At 53.7% G+C, this 24,458-nt stretch carries 24 protein-coding genes; 5 read left to right on the top strand and 19 right to left on the bottom strand.

All coding sequences use genetic code 11. The features are described 5' to 3' along the window. Nucleotides 1-70 precede the first annotated feature (70 nt). From lysS to ACJJIC_RS09235, 9 genes are all read right to left on the bottom strand, one after another. Nucleotides 71-1,555 carry a lysine--tRNA ligase gene (lysS, locus tag ACJJIC_RS09275; protein WP_444910162.1) on the bottom strand — a complete coding sequence of 495 codons (1,485 nt, stop codon included), beginning with the start codon at nt 1,553-1,555 and terminating at the stop codon, nt 71-73. An 84-nt stretch (nt 1,556-1,639) separates the two neighbouring features. Beyond that, a protein-coding gene (prfB, locus tag ACJJIC_RS09270) for a peptide chain release factor 2 (protein ID WP_157533496.1) occupies nt 1,640-2,735 on the bottom strand; the annotation gives its coding sequence in 2 pieces (ribosomal slippage) (nt 1,640-2,662 and nt 2,664-2,735; 1,095 coding nt in all). Between the two features lie 100 nt (nt 2,736-2,835). Next, nucleotides 2,836-3,231, bottom strand: coding sequence for a MerR family transcriptional regulator (locus ACJJIC_RS09265; RefSeq protein WP_444884197.1), 396 nt, complete (start codon nt 3,229-3,231; stop codon nt 2,836-2,838). Nucleotides 3,232-3,268: 37 nt separating this feature from the next. Further along, nucleotides 3,269-3,718: a hypothetical protein gene (locus tag ACJJIC_RS09260; protein WP_444884196.1), complete on the bottom strand. Its 450-nt coding sequence runs from the start codon at nt 3,716-3,718 to the stop codon at nt 3,269-3,271. Nucleotides 3,719-3,751: 33 nt separating this feature from the next. After that, nucleotides 3,752-4,372 (bottom strand): LysE family translocator, encoded by a 621-nt coding sequence (locus tag ACJJIC_RS09255; RefSeq protein ID WP_444884195.1) that lies wholly within the window; start codon nt 4,370-4,372, stop codon nt 3,752-3,754. A 9-nt stretch (nt 4,373-4,381) separates the two neighbouring features. Then, nucleotides 4,382-5,293, bottom strand: coding sequence for a DMT family transporter (locus ACJJIC_RS09250; protein ID WP_444884194.1), 912 nt, complete (start codon nt 5,291-5,293; stop codon nt 4,382-4,384). Nucleotides 5,294-5,370: 77 nt separating this feature from the next. Next, nucleotides 5,371-7,098 carry a single-stranded-DNA-specific exonuclease RecJ gene (gene recJ, locus ACJJIC_RS09245; protein ID WP_444910163.1) on the bottom strand — a complete coding sequence of 576 codons (1,728 nt, stop codon included), beginning with the start codon at nt 7,096-7,098 and terminating at the stop codon, nt 5,371-5,373. Nucleotides 7,099-7,147: 49 nt separating this feature from the next. Continuing rightward, nucleotides 7,148-8,560: a threonine synthase gene (gene thrC, locus ACJJIC_RS09240; RefSeq protein WP_444910970.1), complete on the bottom strand. Its 1,413-nt coding sequence runs from the start codon at nt 8,558-8,560 to the stop codon at nt 7,148-7,150. Nucleotides 8,561-8,650: 90 nt separating this feature from the next. Further along, nucleotides 8,651-9,973, bottom strand: a complete 1,323-nt coding sequence (locus ACJJIC_RS09235; RefSeq protein ID WP_444910971.1) for a homoserine dehydrogenase — start codon at nt 9,971-9,973, stop codon at nt 8,651-8,653. A 384-nt stretch (nt 9,974-10,357) separates the two neighbouring features. Between ACJJIC_RS09235 and ACJJIC_RS09230 the strand changes: the two genes are divergently transcribed. The 3 genes from ACJJIC_RS09230 to aspA all read left to right on the top strand — a co-directional run bounded on the left by ACJJIC_RS09230 (nt 10,358) and on the right by aspA (nt 13,934). After that, a complete protein-coding gene (locus ACJJIC_RS09230; RefSeq protein WP_444910164.1) occupies nt 10,358-11,365 on the top strand; it encodes an asparaginase in 1,008 nt (335 codons plus the stop codon). Between the two features lie 161 nt (nt 11,366-11,526). Further along, on the top strand, nt 11,527-12,339 hold the full coding sequence (locus ACJJIC_RS09225; protein ID WP_252082633.1) for a helix-turn-helix domain-containing protein: 813 nt from the start codon (nt 11,527-11,529) through the stop codon (nt 12,337-12,339). Between the two features lie 128 nt (nt 12,340-12,467). Beyond that, the gene (gene aspA / locus ACJJIC_RS09220; protein ID WP_444910165.1) at nt 12,468-13,934 is read left to right on the top strand and encodes an aspartate ammonia-lyase; all 1,467 of its coding nucleotides are present in this window, start codon (nt 12,468-12,470) and stop codon (nt 13,932-13,934) included. 45 nt (nt 13,935-13,979) lie between these two features. Here aspA and ACJJIC_RS09215 read toward each other — a convergent pair whose 3' ends face one another. The 6 genes from ACJJIC_RS09215 to ffh all read right to left on the bottom strand — a co-directional run bounded on the left by ACJJIC_RS09215 (nt 13,980) and on the right by ffh (nt 18,665). Continuing rightward, nucleotides 13,980-14,732: a DsbC family protein gene (locus ACJJIC_RS09215; RefSeq protein WP_252082637.1), complete on the bottom strand. Its 753-nt coding sequence runs from the start codon at nt 14,730-14,732 to the stop codon at nt 13,980-13,982. 350 nt (nt 14,733-15,082) lie between these two features. Further along, nucleotides 15,083-15,439, bottom strand: coding sequence for a 50S ribosomal protein L19 (gene rplS, locus ACJJIC_RS09210; RefSeq protein ID WP_286037023.1), 357 nt, complete (start codon nt 15,437-15,439; stop codon nt 15,083-15,085). Between the two features lie 74 nt (nt 15,440-15,513). Continuing rightward, the gene (gene trmD / locus ACJJIC_RS09205; RefSeq protein WP_444910166.1) at nt 15,514-16,278 is read right to left on the bottom strand and encodes a tRNA (guanosine(37)-N1)-methyltransferase TrmD; all 765 of its coding nucleotides are present in this window, start codon (nt 16,276-16,278) and stop codon (nt 15,514-15,516) included. 11 nt (nt 16,279-16,289) lie between these two features. Next, nucleotides 16,290-16,829, bottom strand: coding sequence for a ribosome maturation factor RimM (rimM, locus tag ACJJIC_RS09200; protein ID WP_444886821.1), 540 nt, complete (start codon nt 16,827-16,829; stop codon nt 16,290-16,292). Between the two features lie 22 nt (nt 16,830-16,851). After that, nucleotides 16,852-17,091 carry a 30S ribosomal protein S16 gene (gene rpsP, locus ACJJIC_RS09195; RefSeq protein WP_226648429.1) on the bottom strand — a complete coding sequence of 80 codons (240 nt, stop codon included), beginning with the start codon at nt 17,089-17,091 and terminating at the stop codon, nt 16,852-16,854. Nucleotides 17,092-17,246: 155 nt separating this feature from the next. After that, a complete protein-coding gene (gene ffh / locus ACJJIC_RS09190) occupies nt 17,247-18,665 on the bottom strand; it encodes a signal recognition particle protein (RefSeq protein WP_252082643.1) in 1,419 nt (472 codons plus the stop codon). A 206-nt stretch (nt 18,666-18,871) separates the two neighbouring features. Here ffh and ACJJIC_RS09185 point away from each other — a divergent pair, with 206 nt between their 5' ends. Then, nucleotides 18,872-19,672, top strand: a complete 801-nt coding sequence (locus ACJJIC_RS09185) for a cytochrome C assembly family protein (protein ID WP_444884187.1) — start codon at nt 18,872-18,874, stop codon at nt 19,670-19,672. A gap of 219 nt (nt 19,673-19,891) precedes the next feature. Then, nucleotides 19,892-21,166 (top strand): HlyC/CorC family transporter, encoded by a 1,275-nt coding sequence (locus ACJJIC_RS09180; RefSeq protein WP_445356805.1) that lies wholly within the window; start codon nt 19,892-19,894, stop codon nt 21,164-21,166. A gap of 23 nt (nt 21,167-21,189) precedes the next feature. Here ACJJIC_RS09180 and rnhB read toward each other — a convergent pair whose 3' ends face one another. From rnhB to fabZ, 4 genes are all read right to left on the bottom strand, one after another. Then, nucleotides 21,190-21,807: a ribonuclease HII gene (rnhB, locus tag ACJJIC_RS09175; protein ID WP_444884185.1), complete on the bottom strand. Its 618-nt coding sequence runs from the start codon at nt 21,805-21,807 to the stop codon at nt 21,190-21,192. 16 nt (nt 21,808-21,823) lie between these two features. Then, nucleotides 21,824-22,972 carry a lipid-A-disaccharide synthase gene (lpxB, locus tag ACJJIC_RS09170; RefSeq protein WP_444902802.1) on the bottom strand — a complete coding sequence of 383 codons (1,149 nt, stop codon included), beginning with the start codon at nt 22,970-22,972 and terminating at the stop codon, nt 21,824-21,826. A 114-nt stretch (nt 22,973-23,086) separates the two neighbouring features. Continuing rightward, complete coding sequence (gene lpxA, locus ACJJIC_RS09165) at nt 23,087-23,866, bottom strand: acyl-ACP--UDP-N-acetylglucosamine O-acyltransferase (RefSeq protein WP_444884183.1); 780 nt, start codon at nt 23,864-23,866, stop codon at nt 23,087-23,089. 115 nt (nt 23,867-23,981) lie between these two features. Further along, complete coding sequence (gene fabZ / locus ACJJIC_RS09160) at nt 23,982-24,419, bottom strand: 3-hydroxyacyl-ACP dehydratase FabZ (RefSeq protein ID WP_444886822.1); 438 nt, start codon at nt 24,417-24,419, stop codon at nt 23,982-23,984. Nucleotides 24,420-24,458 lie beyond the last annotated feature (39 nt).

Here is a 24,458-nt window from a genome sequence, read left to right as displayed (position 1 = left end):
CACCGCGCCGGAAATGGCGCGGTGGCTGTAGGCACTTGGGATAGTGCGCAGGGTTTACGTTTTTGCTCGCTTAGTCGTTCACTTCAGGGCGCATATGCGGGAACAGCAGTACGTCGCGGATCGATGGAGAGTTGGTAAACAGCATTACCAGACGGTCGATACCGATGCCCTCACCAGCGGTGGGCGGCAGGCCGTATTCCAGCGCGCGGATATAGTCGGCGTCGTAGTGCATGGCTTCGTCGTCACCGGCATCTTTCTCCGCAACCTGGGCTTTGAAGCGTTCAGCCTGATCTTCCGCGTCGTTCAACTCGGAGAAACCATTGGCAATCTCGCGGCCGCCAACGAAGAATTCAAAGCGGTCGGTGACAAACGGATTGTCATCGTTGCGACGAGCCAACGGAGACACTTCGGTTGGGTACTCAGTGATAAAGGTCGGCTGGTCGAGACGGTGCTCTACAGTCTTCTCGAAGATCTCGATCTGTACCTTACCCAGGCCCCAGCTATCTTTCAGCGGGATTTCCAGCTTCTCGGCTACCGCGCGGGCGGATTCGATATTGTCGATATCAGCCGCAGTCAGTTCCGGGTTGTAGTGCAGGATGGAGTCGAACACAGACAACCGCGCGAACGGCTTGGAGAAGTCGTAGCTGCTGTCCTGGTATTCCACAGTGGTGGAGCCCAGTACATCTTCACAGATACCGCGCAGCATCTTCTCGGTGAGATCCATCAGGTCATTGTAGTCCGCGTACGCCTGGTAAAACTCAAGCATGGTGAATTCGGGGTTGTGGCGCGTGGACAGACCCTCGTTGCGGAAGTTGCGGTTGATCTCGTAAACCCGCTCAAAACCACCCACAACCAGACGCTTCAGGTACAGCTCCGGGGCAATACGCAGGTACATATCGATATCCAGCGCATTGTGGTGGGTAACGAACGGACGCGCGCTGGCACCACCGGGAATAACTTGCAGCATGGGTGTTTCCACTTCCATAAACTGCTGGGCGTTGAGGAAGTCGCGGATGTACTCAATCACTTTAGAGCGCACTCGGAACACTTCGCGGGCTTCCGGCGTGGCGATCAGGTCCACGTAGCGCTGGCGATAACGCATTTCCTGGTCGGCGATGCCGTGGAATTTTTCCGGCAGCGGGCGCAGCGCTTTGGTTAGCAGGCTGTACTCTTCACAGTTGACGTAGAGATCGCCCTTGCCGGATTTGTGCAGTGTGCCTTTTACGCCGACGATATCGCCGATATCCCAGGCACCGAAGCGCTCTTTAATATCTTTTTGTGCCGCTTTATCGGCATAGAGCTGGATGCGATCAGATACATCCTGGATCACCATAAAGGGTCCGCGTTTAGCCAGGATTCGCCCCGCTACGCACGCCCGTTTACCCAGTTCTTCCAGCTCCTCTTTCTGTTTATCGCCGAACTCAGTTTGCAGGTCGGCAGCGAGGTTCTCGCGGCGAAAACTGTTGGGGAAAGCATTGCCCTTCTCGCGTAGAGCGGAAAGCTTGGTGCGGCGCTCGGCGATCAGTTTGTTTTCGTCTTGCTGGATATCAGTCATGGTGATCTATCAGTTTTGTGAGTGATATTACCCCTCGTCCCATTAGTGAGAGACGAGGGGCGCGGTGAGAGTGGAGTCTTTAAATCAGAGGCCGGCTTTGAGGCTGGCTTCGATAAACTGGTCCAGGTCTCCATCCAGTACTGCCTGGCAGTTGCTGGTCTGGACACTGGTGCGCAGGTCCTTGATACGCTGGTCGTCCAACACGTAGGAGCGGATCTGGCTGCCCCAACCGATGTCGGCCTTGCTGTCTTCCATGGCCTGCTTCTCTGCGTTGCGCTTGAGCATTTCCTGCTCGTACATTTTTGCGCGCAGCATTTTCCAGGCTTTATCGCGGTTCTGGTGCTGGGAGCGCTCGCTCTGGCACTGCACGACGATACCGGATTCTGTGTGGGTCAAACGCACCGCAGAATCGGTTTTGTTCACGTGCTGACCACCGGCGCCGGACGCGCGATAGGTGTCTTCACGCACCTGGGATTTGTCGATTTCAATCTCGATATTGTCATCGATTTCCGGTGACACAAATACCGAGCTGAAAGAAGTGTGACGGCGGTTGCCGGAATCAAACGGCGATTTGCGCACCAGGCGATGTACACCGGTTTCTGTGCGCAGCCATCCGAACGCGTGGTCGCCGGCGAAATGCACAGTGGCACTTTTGATACCGGCCACTTCCCCCGCGGAGACCTCTTCCAGGGTGGTCTTGAAGCCGTGGGCTTCACCCCAGCGCAGGTACATACGCAGGATCATTTCCGCCCAGTCCTGGGCCTCGGTACCGCCGGAGCCAGCCTGAATATCCAGGTAGGCATTGTTCTCGTCATTCTCTCCGGAGAACATACGGCGGAATTCCAGAATCCCCAGCTGCTGCTGGAGACCTTCGATCTCAGTGGAGACCTCCCCTACGGAGTCCTCATCATTTTCCTCGACTGCCATTTCCAACAGTTCGCGGCAATCGGCAATGCCGGAGTCGAGGTTTTCGATGGTATTAACCACCGTTTCCAGGGAAGAGCGCTCGCGCCCCAGTTCCTGTGCGCGGTTGGGGTCGTCCCAAACGCTTGGCTCAGCCAGCTCCAGCTCTACTTCGGTGAGACGTTCTTTCTTGCTGGCGTAGTCAAAGATACCCCCTAAGAACGTCAGTGCGCTCTTCGAGGTCTTTTAATTGATTGAGGAGGGGATTGATTTCCATGAACTTTCGGTGTCCGGACAAAATAAAAAGCGGCGCGCATTCTACCGCAGCGCGCGGGGGTCCTTCCAGTCAGCCAGCCGCTGTAAATTGCGCAAAATCCCTATTTGCAGAACTGACCGGATAACTTCTGCAAAATCGCGCAGTCCGGTGAGTCATCACCGGCACAACTGTCGATAAACGAATGTAGGGTTTCACGCATTGCCAACATATCGCGCAACTGGGTTTCTAGCATGGAGAGTTTTTCGTGCACCAACTGCTTGGTTTCACGGCTGTGTCGCTCGGGATTACCCTTAAGCCCCAACAGAGTGCGTACCTCCTCTATGGAGAAGCCGCAGGCGCGAGCGCGCTGGATAAAGCGCAAGGTCTCCAGATTGTCCTCGGTGTAATGGCGGTAGCCATTGGCCTTGCGCGCGGGAGTCACCAAACCGATCGATTCATAGTGGCGCAGGGCCTTACTACTGAGCCCCGAATGCTGTGCCGCCTGAGAAATATTCACTGCCAACTCCCAACCTATTGACCACTAGAGTTTACCCTTAAGCGCTGTTATCCCGGCACTGGGAAAATTGATACTGCATCTTTTCGGCAGGGTCGTAACCCAGCTCCAGGGCGGCATCCAGAGCGTCCATACTGATCAAGTGCAACAATATATCCCCTGTGGGCGCACCACAGACAGCCGGAAACATTCGATCTGTGCGCACACCGCAGCGGGATTCCTGCACCATCAAACCATTTTCCCGTAACTTGGCCTGACTCTGCTGTAAAGTCATGCCACCGCCCTCGCACTGCTTGCGGCCACTCTTGCGATAGACCCAAACCAGTTCACCCGACCTAGTTGCGGGAGGGTTGGACGTCACCTCTGGCTGACTGGAGCCCGGGGTATTCTCTACCTGATTTTCCATAGCCTTTTCCTCCTTGGCTCCACCGCAGGCCGCCATAGCCAGTAAAGTCAGCACCAGCAAAGCAGACAATTTTATTTTCACCATCACACTTCCTCCATAAAGCAATGGCCACCCAGCTTAAGACAGCGCCAGCCAGGCTCCCACCAGTAACATCAAAGTACCGGAAATACGGTTAATTAAACGTACATTTTCAGCGCGTTCCAGCAGGCGACTGAGGGCCTGACCACCCCCAGCGTAAATCAGCAAACACAAGGTTTCCAGCAACAGTATGGTGGCGATCAACATAGAAAGCTGCGGTGCCAAGGGCTTGCTTTGGTTGATAAAGGGCGGCAACAGAGCAATAAAGAAGGCCCACCCCTTAGGATTTGCAACCGCAGTAATAAACCCCTGAACCATCAGCGCTTTTGCGGAGGGCCGGGCGCGCCCCTGTGCCGCATCAAGAGAAGCCAGCTGCCCCCGGGAACGCCACATCTGTATGCCCATCCAGGCGAGGTAGGCACCGCCGCAGTATTTAAATAGCTGAAATACAGTGGGATACTGCACCATTACCACCGCCGCACCGAGCACCGTAGCCAAGGCCACTAGCGCTACTCCTACCAGCTCGCCAACCATCATCCACAGGGTGTGGCGCACCCCCACCGTAATACCAAGGCTTAGGGCCAGCATCATGCACAGTCCCGGGGTTACCGAGGCAAAAAAGCTGGCGGGGACAAAAAGCGCGAGTACAGACAATTCCATTGTATTTTCCTAGTGATGGGTACCACTGTGGTTCCCATAATGGCTTACCAGCATCCCAGCCAGCATCAGGCCACAGCCAATCAATTCTGTGGTGTTAAGCATCTCATTAAGGAATAACCAGCCTGCCGCTAGAGCAAACACCGCCTCCAGGCTCATAATCACCGTGGCGTGGGATGGTGCCGCATGGCGCTGAGCCAACAACTGGAAAGTAAATGCCAGCGCAGTGGAGAAAATCATCATGTAGGCGATCGGCCAGGCCGCATCCACAGCGGACTGTATCGTTGCCTGCTCGGTGAAGAGGGATGCCAGGGCCGACAACAGACCACAGACCAGAAACTGAATACAGGCCAGACGCAGTGCATCGTAGCGTTTCACCAAGCGATCCGCAGAGAGCACCTGGATGGCGAAGACAAAAGCACTGGCAAACACCATCAGGTCGCCAACTAACTGAGATTCTTCACTGAAGTCCGCCAGCCAGTAGAGGCCAAATAAAGCCAGACCAATACCGCCCCAAGTCCAGCGATTGGTTTTATGCCCGAGGGACAAACCGATAACCGGCACCAACAGGAGGTAAAACCCGGTGATAAAACCAGCGCGGCCAGCAGTGGTGTAGAGCAGGCTGATCTGTTGCAGCGCCGCACCTAGGAACAACCAAAAACCGAGTAGAGCACCGCCGGGTAAACAGGCTCTCCAGCGGTGGCTAACGGTATGTCCGTTCGCCTCGCCAGGTTGGGCATCTCTGCGCGAAGATAGCCAATAAACGATGGGCACTAAAATAAGGCCGCCGAGGATAAAGCGCCAGGCATTGAACGCCAACGGCTCAATATCTGCCATGGCGATCTTTTGTGGCACAAAGGCGACGCCCCAGAAAAGAGCGGCTAATAACAGCAGGACTTCGGCCTGGACTTGTTTACGTTTCACTACTTTTTACTTCCAACCACTTTTTATTACTGTTGTGAACAAGCTCCAAGCAATTCACAACTTTCCGAAAGGTGCTCCTATATAGCCTCCAGCAGGCTCACCATTAATTGCAGGGATTCGCGCCCACGAAATTCATTGACGTCTAACTTGTAAGCCAGGCGCACTCGCTCGGTGGGCTGCGGCCACTGGTCTGTATCTATATTAAAAGCAATGGCATCAAGGGCCAGCTGTGGCGCCTGCAGCGGAGCGACCACCATTTTCAGGTGCCGCTCGCCGACAATGCGTTGCTGAAGCAATAGAAACTCGCCATCGAAGACCGGCTCGGGAAACGCCTGCCCCCAGGGGGCACAGGCACGCAACAGGGCCGCGGTTTGCAGGGTGTAGTCTGCAATATCCAATTCACCATCGGAATCGATCACGGCCTGCAATTGATTCTCATCCAGGCGCTTGCGCACCACTCGTTCAAACTCCGCCCGGAAAGCATCGAGGTTTTGTGCAGGCAGACTCAACCCTGCGGCCATGGCATGACCGCCGAATTTACTGATCAGCTCAGGATTGGCTGCGGCCACATCGCTCAGGGCATCGCGGATATGCAAGCCGGGTATGGAACGCGCCGAGCCTTTTACCAGGTCGTTATCCCCTTCGGCAAAGGCAATTACCGGGCGGTGGAATTTCTCCTTGATACGACTGGCAAGAATACCCACCACCCCTTGATGCCAATTGGCATCGTAGAGACACAGGCTCCAGGGAATTTCCCCCTCCAGCTGCAGTTCTTCCAACGCCGCTAGAGCTTCCCGCTGCATACCCTGCTCTATGGCCTTGCGGTCCCGGTTGAGCCTATCCAGCTCCCCCGCCAACTCACGAGCTTCACTGGGATCGCGGGTCAGGAGGCAGCGGATGCCTGTGCCAATATCATCCAGGCGCCCGGCCGCATTGATACGTGGCCCCAGGATAAAACCAATATCGGTGGTGGAAAGCCTGCGTTGGTCTCGCCCGGCCACCTCAAATAAAGCGGAAATACCGGGTCGGCAGCGCCCGGAACGAATACGGGCGATACCCTGGTGCACCAGAATGCGGTTGTTGTGATCCAGCGGCACCAGGTCAGCGACAGTGCCGAGCGCCACCAAATCGAGATATTCAGCCATATTCGGCGGAGCGATACCGCTCTGCGCAAACCAACCGCATTCCTGCAGGGCACTGCGTAGGCGACTCAACAGGTAAAAGATAACTCCCACACCGGCGAGATTCTTACTGGGGAAATCACAGTTCGGCTGGTTCGGGTTCACAATGGCATCGGCATCCGGCAGCTCACTGCCGGGCAGGTGGTGATCGGTTACGATCACTGTCATGCCTGCGGCCTTGGCCGCCGCCACCCCATCAATGCTGCTGATGCCGTTATCCACGGTGATCAGCATATCCGGGGCGTAATCCTTGGCCACCTCTACGATTTCCGGGGTGAGGCCGTAACCAAAATCAAAGCGGTTCGGCACCAGGAAGTCCACGCCCGGCGCACCCATGGCCCCCAGTGCCAGCACGGCGAGCGTGCTGCTGGTGGCACCATCGGCATCGAAGTCACCGACGATCAAGATCATCTGTTGCGCCCGCACGGCTTCCACCAGCAGTGTCACCGCTGTATCCAGCCCCCGCATCGACTGTGGTTGTTGCAGCTTGGCGAGGCTGTGGTCCAGGGCTTCCTCGCTGACGATACCGCGACCAAGCAGTACCCTCTGCAAAATTTTGGGGGTTTCAGAAGCAAAACGGCCAGTGGAAAAATCCACTGGCCGCCGCTGAATTGTTGTATTCATTCTCTCTCAGCTATTTTTAATCCGGCCGCCAAATCCCTCGCTGCGCCAGCTAGTGCCCTTCGGACAGCATGGTCGCCATATAGTCGTGCACCTGGGACAAGTCGTTGGGCAGCACCTTGAATCGCTCTTCGCGTTGCCAGAGGTCCTGCATATGGGCCGGCAGGGGAATTTCGGTTTGTGGCAGTGCCTGCGCCACAGCATCGGGGAATTTTGCCGGGTGTGCGGTGGATAAGCAAACCATTGGCTGCTCGGCGGAGCGGCGCACTCTTCTTGCGGCCTCGACACCAATAGCGGTATGGGGATCGAGCAGATAACCGGTCGCCAGGTACTGTTCACGAATCACCTCAATAGTACGCGCATCGTCGACCCTATAGCTGGAAAATATCTTTTGGGCCTGCGCCAGGGCCGATTCGCTCAAGTGCATAGGTACACTGCGATCTGCCAGCAACTCCGCCACTGCGGCACCATCGCGGCCGTAGAGATCAAACAGCAGGCGCTCAAAATTGCTCGACACCATGATATCCATGCTGGGCGACAGGCTGTGTATCAGCGGCTTGGGCGTGTGGTCGTTATCGCTGATGCAGCGGTGCAGGATATCGTTGGCGTTGGTAGCGATCACCAATTGGTCGATTGGCAAACCCATCTGCTTCGCCAGGTAACCGGCAAAAATATCGCCAAAATTGCCGGTGGGCACGGAGAAATTTACCGTCTTATCTGGTGCGCCCAGGCGCAAGGCCGCGTAAAAGTAGTAGACAATCTGCGCCATAATGCGCGCCCAATTAATGGAGTTCACCGCCACTAAACGGCGCCCATCGGGTAAAAATGACTGGTTGGCGAAGCTGGCCTTCACCATATTCTGGCAATCGTCGAAATTACCTTCCATGGCAATATTGAACACATTGTCTGACAACACTGTGGTCATCTGCCGGCGCTGTACTTCTGAGACCCGATTGTGGGGATGCAAAATAAAAATATCGATATTGTCGCAGTGGCGGCAGCCTTCAATTGCCGCCGAACCGGTATCCCCGGAAGTCGCCCCCATCACCACCACGCGCTCACCACGCTTTTTCAGCAGGTGGTCGAACAACTGACCGAGAAACTGCAGGGCAAAATCTTTAAAGGCCAAAGTCGGGCCGTGGAAAAGCTCAAGAATCCACTCATTGGTATCGGTCTGTACCAAAGGCGCTACCGCCCTGTGACGAAACTGACCCTGCCCCAAACCATAGGAGCGCCCGATAATATCCCGCAGCTCCCGCTTACTGAGATCCTCTCCCACAAACGGCCGGATAATTTCAAAAGCCAACTGCTGGTAATCCATACCCGCCATAGCCGCAATATCCACTCGGGAAAATTGCGGCAGTGACTCGGGCACATAGAGACCGCCATCGCTGGCGAGCCCGGTGAGGACGGTATCGGCAAAAGAGAGAGACGGCGCGCGGCCGCGGGTGCTGACAAATTTCACGATGTTATTTCGCTCTTGGATCTCGTGGGCAATAGTGAAAACTGGCACCGACTCCTATGGAACGGCGCCATGTAGCAAAGGGAGTAAGGATCAGCCGAGGCTCTCCACGCGAATGCGCACCACTTCCCCCTCGACTGTATCCAGGGCCTCAATTTGCGCGACCGCCTCGCGCAGGCAGGCCTCCCTGGCACGGCTGGTGAGAATCACCACTGGGACCAACTCTTCCCCATCGACCGGCTCGTGCTGAATCAGGGCCTCAATGCTGATGCCCTGATCGCTACAAATAGTTGCCACCTTGGACATAACACCCGGCTTATCATGAGCGGAAATACGCAGGTAATAGCTGGTGACCACTTCTTCCTCCGGCAACACCAGGGTATCGCCCTGCTCTGCCAAGGCCACCCCGGCAGCCGGTACCCGCTGATCCGGCTTGGCATCCAGGGTGCGCGCCACATCGACAATATCGGCAATCACTGCCGAGGCTGTAGCTTCGGCACCGGCGCCTGCGCCGTAATACAGCGTTGGCCCCACCGCATCGCCGTTGACCAGCACCGCATTCATCACACCATTTACATTGGCGATCAGGCGACGCTGGGGAATCAAGGTTGGATGTACCCTCAGTTCCACCCCCTGCTCTGTGCGGCGCGCGATGCCCAGATGTTTAATGCGATAGCCGAGTTCATCGGCATAGCGGATATCTTCCGGACAAATGCGGCTGATACCCTCGGTATAAGCCTTGTCGAAGGCAAGCGGGATAGTGAAAGCCAAGGAAGCCATAATTACCAGCTTGTGCGCAGCATCGATGCCTTCTACATCGAAGGTCGGGTCTGCTTCTGCATATCCCAAAGCCTGCGCCTGAACCAGAGCCTCATCAAAGCTGCGACCCTTCTCGCGCATTTCAGTGAGGATATAATTTCCTGTGCCATTAATAATACCGGCGAGCCATTCGATGCGGTTGCCCACCAGGCCCTCGCGCAGAGATTTAATAATAGGGATGCCACCGGCCACGGCCGCTTCATAGGCAATGGTGACCCCCTTTTGTGCGGCCAGTTCAAACAGCTCATTACCGTGCTCGGCGATCAGTGCCTTGTTCGCGGTCACCACATGCTTGCCGTTTTCAATTGCCACCAGGACCAGCTCGCGCGCTACCGTGGTGCCGCCAATCAGCTCCACCAAAATATCAACATTGGGGTTGTTGGCGACATCGAAGATATCGCGGGTAACATCCAGCTCGCTGGTATCGCAATCGGGGTTGTCGCGGCGGGCCCCGACCTGCTCAATCACTACCGAGCGGCCACAACGCGCGGCCACTTCGTTTCCATTGCGCGCCAGGACATTGATTGTTCCGCTGCCCACCGTGCCCAAACCGCAAACACCGATACGCACTGCACGCTGCGGCTCTACCGCAGGCATCTGATCCGCCGCCTCTGCGACGTCTTCAATTGTTGCGCTCACAAATTCCCTCCGCGCGTAGGCCCCCGGCAATGCACCCCAACCTAAAATGCCACACCAGGAGAAGACGCAATAAAAACAAATAAAATTAACAAAATATCGACAACCTTACCGAGCTGAAAGCAAAAAAGTCAATAAAATTGCGCCAGCCAGACTCCACCCTCAACGATGGGGTAAACGAAACTTTTGTCACCCAAAAGAACTCCTTGAAATAGGAGCCATCCTCAGTAGATGCTATAAGTGCATCTACTAGCATCAGGTACCAGCAACCTGCGAAATTGCATCCACCGCGCCTTTTCCAAAAAATGGGCGCACTGAAAAACGGACTCAGATAGCGGTCGAGTGATGAAAAAAACCCTTATCCTTTATACTGGCGGAACCCTGGGAATGCGCCGCAGTGAATCCGGCTATGTGCCGGACGCCGATCTTGAAGGTGCCCTGCAGCGCCTGCTACAGGATGTGATCGGCCAACTACCGAGCTATGACTTCCAGGCCCTCGACCCGCTCCTCGACAGCGCCAATATGCAACCCCAGGACTGGTACCGCATCGCCGCCCTGATACGCGACAACTATAGCCACTACACAGGCTTCGTTGTGCTGCACGGCACCGATACTATGGCTTATACCGCCTCCGCGCTGTCCTTCGCCCTGCAGGGACTGGCCAAACCGGTAGTGGTAACCGGCTCTCAGATCCCCTTGCGGGAAATGCGCAGCGACGCTTATAACAATTTAATCGCCGCCTTGCTGTTGAGCGGTTCAGATAGTATCGGTGAGGTCTGCCTCTACTTTAACGGCAAGCTGCTCCGCGGCAACCGTGCGGTAAAAGTCAGCTCCGGCTCACTGGATGCCTTCTCCAGCCCCAATTATCCAAGCCTCGGCGAAGTGGGCATCCAGGTGCATATCGATCCTAATGCTTTATTGATGCACGGAGACACACCGCAGTTTGAAATCCCCAACAACGCCGATGGCAGCGTTGTATTGGTGAAATTATTCCCCGGAATTACTCCGCTGTTTCTCAGTAAAGTTATTGAAGCACGCCCACGCGGTATAGTGATTGAAACCTACGGTACCGGCAATGCCCCCACCGACAATCAGGCATTTACCGAGCAGCTTACCAGAGCTACAGAGCTGGGAATTATTTGTGTGGCGGTATCACAATGCCTGGAAAACCATGTGGATCTCGGCAAGTACGCTGCCGGCTCGGCACTATTGCACGCCGGGGTGATCGGTGGCCTGGATATGACCAGCGAAGCCTGCTATGCCAAATTGAATCATCTGTTAGCCATGAACTTCACAAACAGTGAAGTTAAAGACTTAATGGAAACTCCGCTATGCGGGGAATGCACCCCCTAACAAAATCAAACGGGATTTATTGAGCAATACGCAGAAAAAATTCTGCCAGCTTATCGTTGCAGATATAAATCCCGACGGCTTTTTATCGGGCGACCAAATGTGGCCAGGTATTAGTTTAGAGGAAAATACTGGGCACTTAGACCAGAAGCAGATACTCCTTGATGAGCAATAATTTTTCACAAAACTTGCGCCTGTTGTGCAGTTTCTATCGCTCCATCGCCGAGGTGTGTCGGCGCATGGGTGTGAACCGAGCACAATTTAATAAATACCTCAGCGGTAATACACAGCCCTCACAGTACACTCTCAGTAAAATCTGCCACTTCTTTGGTGTTGAACCCCATGAAATTCTGATGCCCGCCGAACAGTTTGAGCAAATTGTTCGGGTACGCCGCACCGCTACGACTGTCGAATCCTCCCGCCCCTACTCTATGGATATTGACTTGCTAATGCGGGAGTCACAGGGGCGCGCTGATAAATACCTGGGCTTTTACTTTGAATATCACTACTCGATGACTTTTCCCGATCATATTATTCGCAGCCTGCTGCATATCGAGTCCGATGGGGAAGGATATTATTTCCAGCGCTTCGAGCGCATGCGCTATCCAGATAGGGAGGAGTGGTACAAATCCCGCTACAAAGGCATGCTGCTTTTTCTCTCGGAGCGTATATTTTTGATTGGCTATGAAGCGCTGACACGCAACGAAATCGCCCAGACAATCCTCTATCCCACCTATAAAAGCCGAGTGAGTTATTTATCCGGCCTCAAGCTGGGCGCCTCTGCCAGTGACCGGCGCGAACCCGTATGTACAAAAGTATTGCTGGAATCTCTCGGACGTAATATCAGCATCAAAAACGCATTAAAACTGTGCGGGGTATTTGGCCCGGATTCCGATGAGATCAATCGCAGTATTCGCGAAAATATCCGAGCCTCAAACACTGAAGGTCCACAGAGTTTTTTTGCCACTCCACTTTAAGCATGAATTTCTATTAAGGCCCAACCAAGAGGCCCAAATGATAACAACCACGGGCACCCCGTAACCCAGGTTAATCCTGGTTATTGGTGCACTTGCCCCTATGCAGATGAAGAGAAAGCAGAAGTACCATGACAAACGATTTCCACACCCTAAAACCCATGCCGGTATTCACTACCAGTAGTGAATACCGCATCGAAAAAGATTTGCTCGGAGAGCGCGAAGTACCGGCCGATGTCTATTTTGGCATTCAAACCCTGCGCGCCCTGGAAAACTTCCAAATTACTGGTATCACCCTCAACCACTTCCCTAACTTGGTCAAAGCGCTGGCCATGGTGAAGAAGGCTGCGGCTCATGCCAACTGCGAACTCGGCTACTTAGAAAAGAACCTGGAAGTGGCAATTGCCAAAGCCTGCGATGAAATTATTGAAGGCAAGCTGCACGATCAATTCCTGGTGGACATGATTCAAGGCGGTGCCGGCACCTCCACCAATATGAACGCCAATGAAGTAATTGCCAATCGCGCGCTGGAATTGCTCGGCCACAATAAGGGTGAATACAAAAACGCTCACCCCAACAACCATGTAAACCTATCGCAATCCACCAACGATGTTTACCCCTCCTCCATCAACCTAGCAGTCCTGCTCAGCTACAACGACCTGGTGCAGTCTATGGAGGAGCTGTGTATCGAATTTGATGGCAAAGCCAAGGAATTTGCACAGGTTATTAAAATGGGCCGCACCCAGCTACAGGATGCAGTACCCATGACCCTGGGGCAGGAGTTTGCCGCTTTTGCTGCAACCATTCGTGAAGATGCCGCTCGGGTTAAAGAGCTAGTAGCCCTGTTTAAAGAAATCAATATGGGCGGCACCGCAATCGGTACAGGTATTAATACCGACCCGCAATATCGTCAACTGGTTGTATCGGCACTGTCTGAAATTTCCAGCATCGACTTTGTCTGCGCGGAAAATCTAGTAGAGGCCACTTCTGATATGGGTGCCTTCGTCATGTTTTCCGGGGTAATGAAACGTATCGCAGTAAAAATTTCAAAGATCTGCAGCGACCTACGCCTTCTCTCCAGCGGCCCTCGCGCAGGTCTCAATGAAATCAATCTGCCACCGATGCAGCCAGGCTCCTCCATTATGCCTGGTAAGGTAAATCCAGTAATTCCCGAGGTGGTCAACCAGGTGGCCTACCAAGTAATCGGTAACGACCTGACAATCACCTTGGCAGCGGAATCGGGCCAGCTGCAGTTAAATGTCATGGAACCAGTTATCGCCTTCAACTTGCTACAGTCTATGCGCTTAATGACCCAAGCCATGCATACCTTGGCTCAACGCTGTGTCAATGGCATCAGCGCGAATGAAGAGCATTGCCGGCAGTTGGTAGAAAACAGTATCGGCCTGATCACCGCGGTAAATCCGTTTATCGGCTACGAAAATGCCACTCGTATTGCCCAGCAAGCATTGATGACGGGCGCGAGCGTCAAGCAGTTGATTTTGGATGAGGGGTTACTAAGTGAGGAGGAGTTAAATGATATTCTCGCTCCAGAGAATATGACTCAGCCACGTAAAGTAGCATTGAAGAGCCCGACTTAGATAAAAAAGCGGCCGCTTTAGAGAGGCCGCTTTCTTCCGCTGATCTTAAATACCCAGCTCTTTAATTAGAGTGGCTGGAGGCAGATAACCGGGCACAACCCTGCCATCCTCCATCACAATAGTGGGCGTGCCGCGTACATCGATCACCTCGTTACCCAATTTATATTGGGCGGCAACCGGGTTGTTATTGCAGACCTGCAAAGGCACGTTTTCGCGGTTCTTCAATGCGGTGAGCGTTTTATTGGTGTCATCGGCACACCAGGCAGTAGCGAGCTTGCGATAACCCAGAGATTGCAGGCCGCCGCGCGGGAATGCCAAATATCTTACTTCGATCCCGCGCTTGTTCAGCTCAGGAACATCCTGGTGCAACTTGCGGCAATAGCCACAGTCGACATCGGTGAAAACATAGATACGCGCTTTGGTCTCGCCTTTGGGCGAGAAGACGATCATATCGTCGATGCTTTGGGTTTCCATCACCTTGGCCCGGCGAGTTGCCCGGCGCCCCTCAGAGAGGTTCGCAAAACCTCCGCCAGTCTTAGCCTGGAACAGGTCCCCCAGAATAAAATGGTTGCCATCGGCTGAGACAAACAGAGTACTGCTACCACCGTCAAGCTCTACTTCGTAGAGCCCCTCGATCGGGGTCTCACGCACTTCACCATAAGTAGGCTTGGGGTTACTTGCCTCAAGGCGGGCTTTGATTGTCTTCGCAACGTTTGCGTCGACCTCTGCAAGGGCCGCTGGGCCAAGCAGACCGAGCAGCACTCCAGCGAGCGCCAGCGGCTTCTTGATAAGCATCATTACCGATTGCTCCTTAAATTCTCAATGAGGTTCGACTCAAACGTCGGCCTTCAGTTCCAGCCAGTATGGCAGCTATATGCCATTTCAGATCCACATGGCGCGTTTTAACATATTCAGGCACTGGACACTACGTACAAACTCCCAAGTTGTGCGCTGATCTAAAGGATACAGGGGTAGATAGCGTAACTGTCGGGGACAAAGGGAGAAGCGTGATGCCAGAAGTTCAAATGCACTTCCATGAGCGATTCAGCCTTTCGGGCTTGGCACATGACTGGCCATAAAGGGAAGACTACGGATACAAAAAAGCCGGAGAATAACCCCGGCTTTTCTGCGAGCTGTATGAGAGGTGCTTAGTTAAGCTTCTCTTTAATACGTGCGGCTTTACCAGTCAGGCTGCGCAGGTAGTAGAGTTTAGCCTGGCGTACGTCACCACGACGCTTAACCTTGATGCTGTCAACCAGCGGGCTGTGAGTCTGGAAAGTACGCTCAACACCAACACCGTGGGAGATTTTACGCACGGTAAAGGAGGAGTTCAGGCCGCGGTTGCGCTTGCCGATTACCACACCTTCGAACGCCTGCAGACGCTCGCGGTTACCTTCTTTTACTTTCACTTGAACGATTACAGTGTCGCCCGGCGCGAAGGGAGGTACTTCGCTCTTCAGCTGTTCCTGCTCCAGCTGCTGGATAATTTTGTTAGTCATTTGGATTTGCTCCCAAATAGAGTTTATGTAGCTTCTCAGCTAGTTCACCGAACTACTCCCGCCTCCCGGCGAATCCGGCATCAAGTTTTATCGGATTTCCACTCCTGTCGAATTTCTTCCAACAGTTGCTTCTGCTCCTTGTTCAGCTCCAGCCCATCCAAAAGGTCGGGTCGACGCTGCTGTGTGCGCGCCAGTGCCTGCTTCAGGCGCCAGCGGCGTATTCTTTCGTGGTTGCCCGAGAGCAACACTTCCGGTACCGCCACACCCCGGTACTGTTCGGGCCGGGTATAGTGGGGACAGTCGAGCAAACCCGAGGAGAATGAATCCTCAACCGCCGACTGGTCGTGCCCTAGCGCGCCGGGAATCAGCCGTGTAATGGTATCCACCAACACCATAGCAGCCAGTTCACCACCACTTAGGACATAGTCACCAATGGACCACTCCTCGTCGATCATTGATTCGACGATACGCTCATCTACCCCTTCGTAACGCCCGGCCAACAAAACCAGATTGCCAGCGCCAGAGAGGTTTTCGACCCCGCGCTGATCCAGTTGCTGTCCCTGCGGAGACAGGTAGATAGTGCGTACAGCTTCGCCCTCTTCCCCAGCCCAGGCGCGCGCGGCCTGCAGGGACTGATAAAGGGGTTCAGCCATCATCACCATTCCGGGACCACCGCCATAAGGGCGATCATCCACAGTGCGATGCTTGTCACTGGTGAAATCCCGAGGGTTCCAGCAGCGCACTTCCAACAGGCCATCTTTGACGGCCCGACCGCTGACACCATACTCGGTCAATGCAGCAAACATCTCCGGAAAAATGCTTACCAGAGCGATTTTTTTAGTCATCGCTCAGCGCCTTAAAAAGCTGGGTCCCAGTCGACGGTTATTACACCGGCTTCCAGATCAATATTGGTTATAAACTGATCCGGCAGATAGGGAATCAAGCGCTCGCGCTTATCCGCTCCACCGCGCACCACCATTACATCGTTGGCGCCAGTTTCCATCATGCGAGCGACGATACCAAAGTCGTGATCTTCGCCATCGAAATGGCTGACAACCTTTAATCCCTCGAGCTGGTGCCAGTAATACTCACCCCGCTCAAGCTCAGGCATCAGTTCACGAGCTACAGCTATATCGCGCTGGCAAAGTCGAGCCGCCAAATCGCGGTCATCAATGCCTTTCACATGTACTATTAAGCCCTTACCGTGACGCTTACCAGCGTCAATTTCGAGAGCTTCCCAACCTTTCGGCCCCTGCAAGCGCCAATTAGGGAACTGCAGGATGTTGTCCATCGGCTCGGTATAGGAGTGAACCTTGACCCAGCCGCGCACACCATAAACGGTAGTAACGCGCCCAACCGTGACCAACTCTTCGGAAGGTTTTCCGTTATCTGTCACAGGAGCACCACTTACGCGCAAATTAAGCAGATTCTTTCAGCAGCTTGCTGACGCGATCAGAAACCTGAGCACCGTGACCCAGCCAGTAGTCAACACGCTCACGATCAATGCGCAGACGCTCTTCCTGGCCACGGGCAACCGGGTTGAAGAAGCCAACACGCTCAATGAATCGACCGTCGCGAGACTTGCGGCTGTCGGTTACGGTCAGGTGATAGAACGGGCGTTTTTTAGCACCGCCACGAGCCAAACGAATGGTTACCATGTAACTTTCCTGTATTTTTTAACACTTGGCGACAGCAATAAGCTGTCACCCAAACATCTCTGCCGGCAGCTCACCCGGCTGAAAGGCGGCGTATTCTAATGTACCGCCAGAGATTTGTATAGCGATTCCTAGGGCCCTCAGAGCCCCGAAAACCCTTACTTTTTCTTGAATCCGGGGGGCAGGCCACCGGGCATACCGCCCATTCCGCCGAGACCTCCGGGCAGACCACCACCCCCGGTCATTCCACCGAGGCCGCGCATCATCTTGCCCATACCGCCGCCCTTGAGCTTTTTCATCATCTTGCCCATCTGCTTATGCTGTTTAAGCAAGCGATTGAGGTCTTGCAGCTGGGTGCCGGAGCCGGCGACGATACGGCGCTTGCGCGAACCGTTAAGAAGGTCAGGATTGCGGCGTTCGGCCGGCGTCATGGAGGAAATCAGGGCGTCCATACGCTTAAATTCTTTACCCATGTCGGCCTGTTGTGCGGCCTGCGCCACACCACCCATGCCGGGCATTTTCTCCAACAGGGAGCCAAAGCCACCCATGTTTTGCATTTGCTGCAACTGGTCGCGCAAGTCTTCCAGGTCAAAGCCTTTACCTTTCTGGACCTTCTTAACCAGCTTTTCGGCTTTCTCTTTATCGATCTTCTGCTCTGCTTCTTCAATCAGAGACAGAATGTCGCCCATACCCAGGATACGGGAGGCGATACGGTCCGGGTGGAAGGTTTCCAGGGCGTCGGTCTTTTCACCAACACCGATAAACTTGATCGGCTTGCCAGTAACATGGCGCACAGAGAGTGCCGCACCACCGCGTGCATCACCATCTGCCTTAGTCAGAATAACCCCGGTCAGTGGCAGGGCCTCATTGAAGGCGCTGGCGGTATTTACCGCATCCTGACCGATCATTGCGTCGATAACAAACAGGGTTTCTGCGGGATCCAACTCACTGTGCAGCTCGCGGATTTCATCCATCAGCTGACTGTCAATATGCAGACGACCCGCGGTATCGACAATCAGTACATCGGCAAATTGCTTTCGCGCCGCATCCACTGCACCCTTGGCAATATCCAGGGGCTTCTGATCAGGAGTTGAAGCATGGAACAGTGCGCCCACTTCACCTGCCAGAGTTTCCAGCTGCTTGATGGCTGCGGGGCGATACACGTCCGCACTCACCACCATAACTTTCTTCTTTTCCCGCTCCTGCAGGTATTTGGCTAGCTTGGCAACACTGGTGGTTTTACCGGCCCCCTGAAGGCCCGCCATCAAAATCACAGCGGGGGGCTGAACTGCAAGGTTGAGCGGCTCTGCAGCAGCACCCATCACCTTAACCAGCTCATCCTGAACAATCTTGACGAACTGCTGCCCTGGGTTCAGGGCCTTGCTAACCTTCTGCCCAACAGCGGCTGTGCGCACTTGCTGTACAAAGGCCTTCACGACTGGCAGAGCGACATCCGCCTCAAGCAGCGCTTTGCGCACTTCACGCAGGGTATCGCGGATATTGTCATCGGTCAGACGGGCCTTGCCGGTGACTTTTTTTAGGGCCGCCGATAAGCGGTCACTCAGGTTATCGAACATAAATTCGTCTCGATTTCTCCGATTGCGGACAGGACCCCGGTGCGGAGGGCCGCGAAATTTTTTTGGGGAGTATCTCCAAACTCCCACTCTGAGGCGCGGCAGTATAGCTCAGGTCCCGTCACAGCCGAAATATCACCAGATCTTCCCTGTTAAAGCGTGCTGTGACACACTCCTCCTCCACTGCTTAGAAGATACGGATCTAACCAATGGCGGCATTCGCCCACTGGACGGCCATCGCGCTATATATAGCTACCACCATTGTCGCGGCCAGGGCCCTTGCCCGCGCCCAACAGCCCGATCGTAAACTGCTCCTGGGCCTGCTCGCCGGAGCCCTGGCCACCCACGCAATATCCCTTGCGCAGACACTGTTTTCCTCAGCAGGCTATCGCTTTGATCTGTTAGCAATGCTGTCATTAATCACCTGGGTGGTGAACTTATTGTTGCTTATCCTAGCGGTGAATCGACCACTAACCTTGTTGATACTGATTTTTGCCCCGTTAGGAGCACTCACCGAACTGACCGCGTCCCACACCTGGGGAGGCGTTGCACCACACCAACAGTTATCTTCTGGGATTGCCATACACGCGCTGCTATCAATCTCCGCCTACTCCCTACTTACTCTTGCAACCCTACAGGCCATCTACCTTTATTACCTGAACCAGCAGCTACACAACCATCGGCCAGTGGGTGCCATGCGCCTGCTCCCCCCCCTGCAAAGCATGGAGTCATTACTCTTTGGGTTAATTGCTTTCGGCCAATTACTGTTAACTGCCTCCCTGATTACCGGATTTATCTTTGTGGGTAACCTTTTTGAGCAGGGCCCCCTACACAAGACAGTGCTCTCCCTGCTCGCCTGGGTGCTTTACAGTATTCTTCTTTGGGGGCATTGGCAGTGGGGTTGGCGCGGTAACACTGCCGTGCGTTGGACTCTGTGTGCCTTTGCTGCACTAATGCTGGCCTACTTTGGTAGTAAGTTGGTTATTGAGGTTATCCTTCAGCGCGGCTAAGAATACTAAAGAGGAGCCGTTTAAAGTCGAGTATAAGCAAACGGCACTGACATTCGCTCACAGGTGCCATTTTCAGGGAGGAGACCAAACACCCCTTGATCTCCTCAACCGCCCCTATAGCCTTTACCGGGTTTATTTAGGTTTATAAGTGACCGGAAAACTTGCGGAGGTAGCCGTTCTGTTTCAATATCTCCGCTCAGAAATAAAAAGAGTTCTCCCTTGAACGAGATGCCCCCGGGCCTGCTGTTTAGCCTGCTTGCCCTGCTGATTGTGATATCGGCTTTCTTTTCCAGCTCCGAAACCAGCATGATGGCGCTGAACCGCTACCGCCTGCGCCACCAGGCCAAGAGCGGTCACCGCGGCGCCAAGCGGGCCATGGAACTGCTTGCCCGACCGGACAAGCTGATCGGCGTTATCCTGATTGGCAATAATCTGGTCAATATCCTGGCCTCAGTAATTGCCGGTGCTGTCTTTACTCAACTGTACGGCGATGCCGGCCTCTTCTACGCTACCGGCGCTCTCACAATCGTTATTCTTATTTTTGCGGAAGTCACCCCAAAAACCATTGCCGCTCTTCACCCGGAGAGAGTGGCATTTCCTGCATCGCTAATTTTACGCCCACTGCAATGGCTTCTGACACCGTTTGTATTACTCGTCGGCAGCATATCCAATGGACTTGCGCGCCTGGTAGGCGTTGAAGCAACTGCTGGCAACGAGGCAGAACACCTAGCGCCCGAGGAACTTAGAACAGTGGTGTTCGAATCTGGCGCCCTGCTTCCCAGCAAGCACAAAGGCATGCTTCTCAATGTGCTGGACCTGGACCAGGCCACAGTGGAAGACATTATGATCCCGCGCAACGAGGTCATGGGAATCGACCTGGAAAACAGCGCCGATCAGATTCTCCAACAACTGGCAGAGAGTACTTACACCCGCCTGCCGGTATACCGGGGAGATATCAATCAGGTAGTGGGTATTTTGCACCTGCGTCGCGCCGCACAGATACTGCGAGACGGCCCAGACAAACTCACAGCTGAACGTCTCAAGTCCTTTACCGATGAACCTTACTTTGTACCCGAGGCCACCCCACTGCCCACCCTGCTAATGAACTTCCAGAAAACCAAGCGCCGCATGGGCTTGGTTGTGGATGAATATGGGGAGGTGATGGGGATAGTAACTCTAGAAGATCTACTGGAGGAAATTGTCGGCGACTTCACCGCGAGCCCAGTTCCCAGCGACGATGAGGAAATTGTCGCCATGGAAAGCGGCTGGTATATGATCGAGGGTGGAACCTCTATCCGGGATATCAACCGCACGCTAAATTGGGACCTGACCACCGACGGCCCAAAGACCTTCAACGGTCTCCTTATGGAGCACCTTGAAAGCATCCCAGATGGTAATATCAGTTTATTTATCCTCAATAATTACCAAGTGGAAATTGAAGAAGTTTCCGACAAAATGATTATCAGAGCCAGGATCAAAAAAATTGAGCGCTAGTCAAGCGCTCTACAACCTTGAGCTTAAGCAATATCCTCTAAGAGTTTCCTTACCGGGGCAAAACTCACCCGGTGCAGTGGGCTGGGGCCCAATTCTTCCAGGGCCTGCATATGAGCTTTAGTTGGATAACCTTTGTGGCCGGCCAGTCCATAACCTGGATAGCGTGCATCCAACTCCACCATCTCTCGATCACGGGTCACTTTGGCCAAAATTGAGGCCGCAGCAATGGCGGCAACGCGACCATCCCCCTTAATCACAGTATCGCAGGGATAAGACCAGTCCGGTCTTTTATTACCATCTACTAACACAAACTCAGGCTGTAGTGGCAACTGCTCCACTGCACGGCGCATTGCCAATAAACTCGCCTGCAGAATATTGATCTGATCAATTTCTTCGACGGTTGCACGGGCAATAGAAAAACTCAACGCACGCTCACAAATTTCCTCAAAGAGCGACTCTCGTTTTTTCTCACTAAGTTTTTTGGAGTCGGCCAGCCCCAAAATGGGCTCTGCTGGATCGAGAATTACTGCAGCCGCCACTACATCTCCAGCCAGTGGGCCACGGCCAACTTCATCGACTCCAGCGAGAAGATCACCTTTATAAGGACAGATGTACGGAGGTAATTCTTTTTTAACACTCATGGTTTATAAAACCCGATTACTTCAAAAGAGCACAGATAGCATCGGCTGCCCGCTCAGAGGCATTCCGACGCAATTGCTGGTGAAGATCATCAAATTCGCGCTGCAGCTGATCACCCAGTAGTGGATCTTCAAAATAGCGCATCAACGCCGCTCCGAGATTCTCCGGGGTCGCATCACTCTGCAGGATTTCCGGCACCAACTCCCTTTGTGCCAGCAAGTTGGGCAGAGAAACCCAGGGAGTGTGCAGCATACGAGAGACGATAGCGTAAGTAATTTTGCCCAGTTTATAGGCAACCACCATAGGCTTTTTCAGTAGCATGGTTTCTAACGTTGCCGTTCCTGAAGCTATTAACACAGCATCCGACACACTGAGCGCCTTGTGTGAATCTCCCTCCAATATCGTGACAGGCAGTTCCGGAAAATCCTTTAGCTGCTCCCGCAATTCGGCTAAACGCTGCTCATTTGCTGCCGGCAATACAAATTTGAGATCGGGATGGCGCTGGTAACACCAGCGAGCCGTCTGCAAAAATAGTGGCCCAAGCAAACGCACTTCCCCACCTCGGCTACCTGGTAACAGCGCAATAACACGGTCATCAACTGTGAGACCCAGCTCTTTACGCTCTGCAACACTGCTAACCTGCAAAGGAATATCATCCGCTAACGGATGCCCCACAAAAGTCACCGGCACGTGGTTTTCACGATAAAAAGCAGCCTCAAAAGGCAGCAAGGTGAGCATATGGTCAATAGCACGAGCAATCTTTTTTATTCGCCCCTGCCGCCACGCCCACACTGAAGGGCTGACATAATGCACAGTGCGAACCCCTTCGGCCTTGAGGGACTCCTCCAGAGACAAGTTAAAATCTGGTGAATCGATACCGATAAAAAGGTCCGGCGGATTTTCAGTGAAGTGCTCGCGCAGAGTGCGGCGAATTTTTAATAATTCTGGCAGTCGTTTTAGCGGCTCAACCAACCCCATCACCGATAGGCGCTCCATTGGAAAAAGGGATTTCGCCCCCAAAGCCTGCATACGCGGACCGGCAATCCCTTCAAACTGAATTCCCGGGAGGCGCTTTTGCAGGGAGTCAATAAGACCTGCACCGAGGATATCTCCAGAGGCCTCACCGACAACAATACCAATACGAACCGGCTTATTATTTTCTGACACGCCTAACAATTCCCCCAGAGTGGAAATGGCTCAATTTTCATAGATACCGATTAAGATATGAAAAGACTAAATCAGGAAGTGCACAATAACAGCACTTCCCGCAAATGGTTGTGCTTAGCGGACAATTCCGCGAGAGGAGGTCTGCAGGGAATCAATCCAAGGCTGAATTACAGGGGACTGCTCTCGCAGTTCCGTAAGGGCCTGGACAGCCTCTTGCAGAGTAAGGCCACGCCGGTAAACCGTTTTGTATGCCTTGTTGATTAAAGAGATGTCCTCGCGGGAAAAACCTCTACGACGCAACCCCTCCGCATTAATAGTCTTGGCCTCTGCCGGATTCCCAGCCACCATGACATAAGCCGGCACATCTTTGCCGATCGCTGCGCCCATCCCCAGGAAAGCGTGCTCACCAATGGTGCAATGCTGATGTACAAGACTATACCCGCTGAGGATTGCCCAATCTTTTACTATTACGTGGCCGGCGAGCCCCACATTATTAACGAGAATGGTGTGATTACCGACAACACTATCATGACCGATATGGGCATAGGCCATAATCAGGTTATCACTGCCGATAGTGGTTTCCCCACGATCCTGCACAGTGCCCCGGTGGATGGTTACGCCCTCACGAATAACATTGTTATCGCCAATTACCAGGGTGGTCTGCTCACCTTGATATTTTTTGTCCGGCGTATCTTGACCTATCGAGGCAAACTGGTAAATACGGTTATTTTTTCCGAGCTTAGTGGGCCCACTCAATACAACATGTGAAGCAATTTCACAGCCATCACCGAGTTCCACATCGGCGCCAACTATGGAATAGGCTCCGATACTCACCCCGGAACCGATAACCGCCGTCGGATCGATAATAGCTGTGGGGTGGATATTTGTCTGCATTCTGGAATCTACTCCTCAGGTAGCGACACTTCGGACACTACAACTTCAAATAAACAACAACTGGAAGAGTTATCAAAAGCACCTTAGCAGCCACGTCAAGTGACGAATAAGCGCATTAAACCTGCTTCACCGCACACAGAAGATCTGCAGAGGCCGCAAGCTCACCATCGACACTCGCTTTACAGGAAAACTTCCAGATATTACGGCGCACTGAAACTGCTTCGGACATCAGGTCCAGCCTGTCCCCAGGGACCACCTGACGCTTAAAACGCGCCTTGTCGACACCGCCAAACAGGTACAGGTAGCCATCCTCGGGCTTCTTGCCAAATGTTTTGAAGCCAAGAATTCCTGAAACCTGGGCCATAGCCTCAACGATCATAACACCGGGGAAAATCGGCATCTGTGGAAAGTGACCGTTAAACAGCTCCTCATTAATAGAGATATTTTTATACCCCTTAATAAACTTCCCTTCCTCGAGTTCAACGACACGATCGACCAATAAAAACGGATAGCGATGTGGCAGGTACTCGCGAATCTCAGTTACATCCATCATTCCAAATGCCCCCAGAAACCACTTCGGGGCGTTAAACGC

The sequence above is a fragment of the Microbulbifer mixtoriginis (SeqCode) genome, assembly GCF_052468275.1.
The sequence above is the reverse complement of the archived record's forward strand: the minus strand, read 5'-3'. Positions and strand labels throughout refer to the sequence as shown.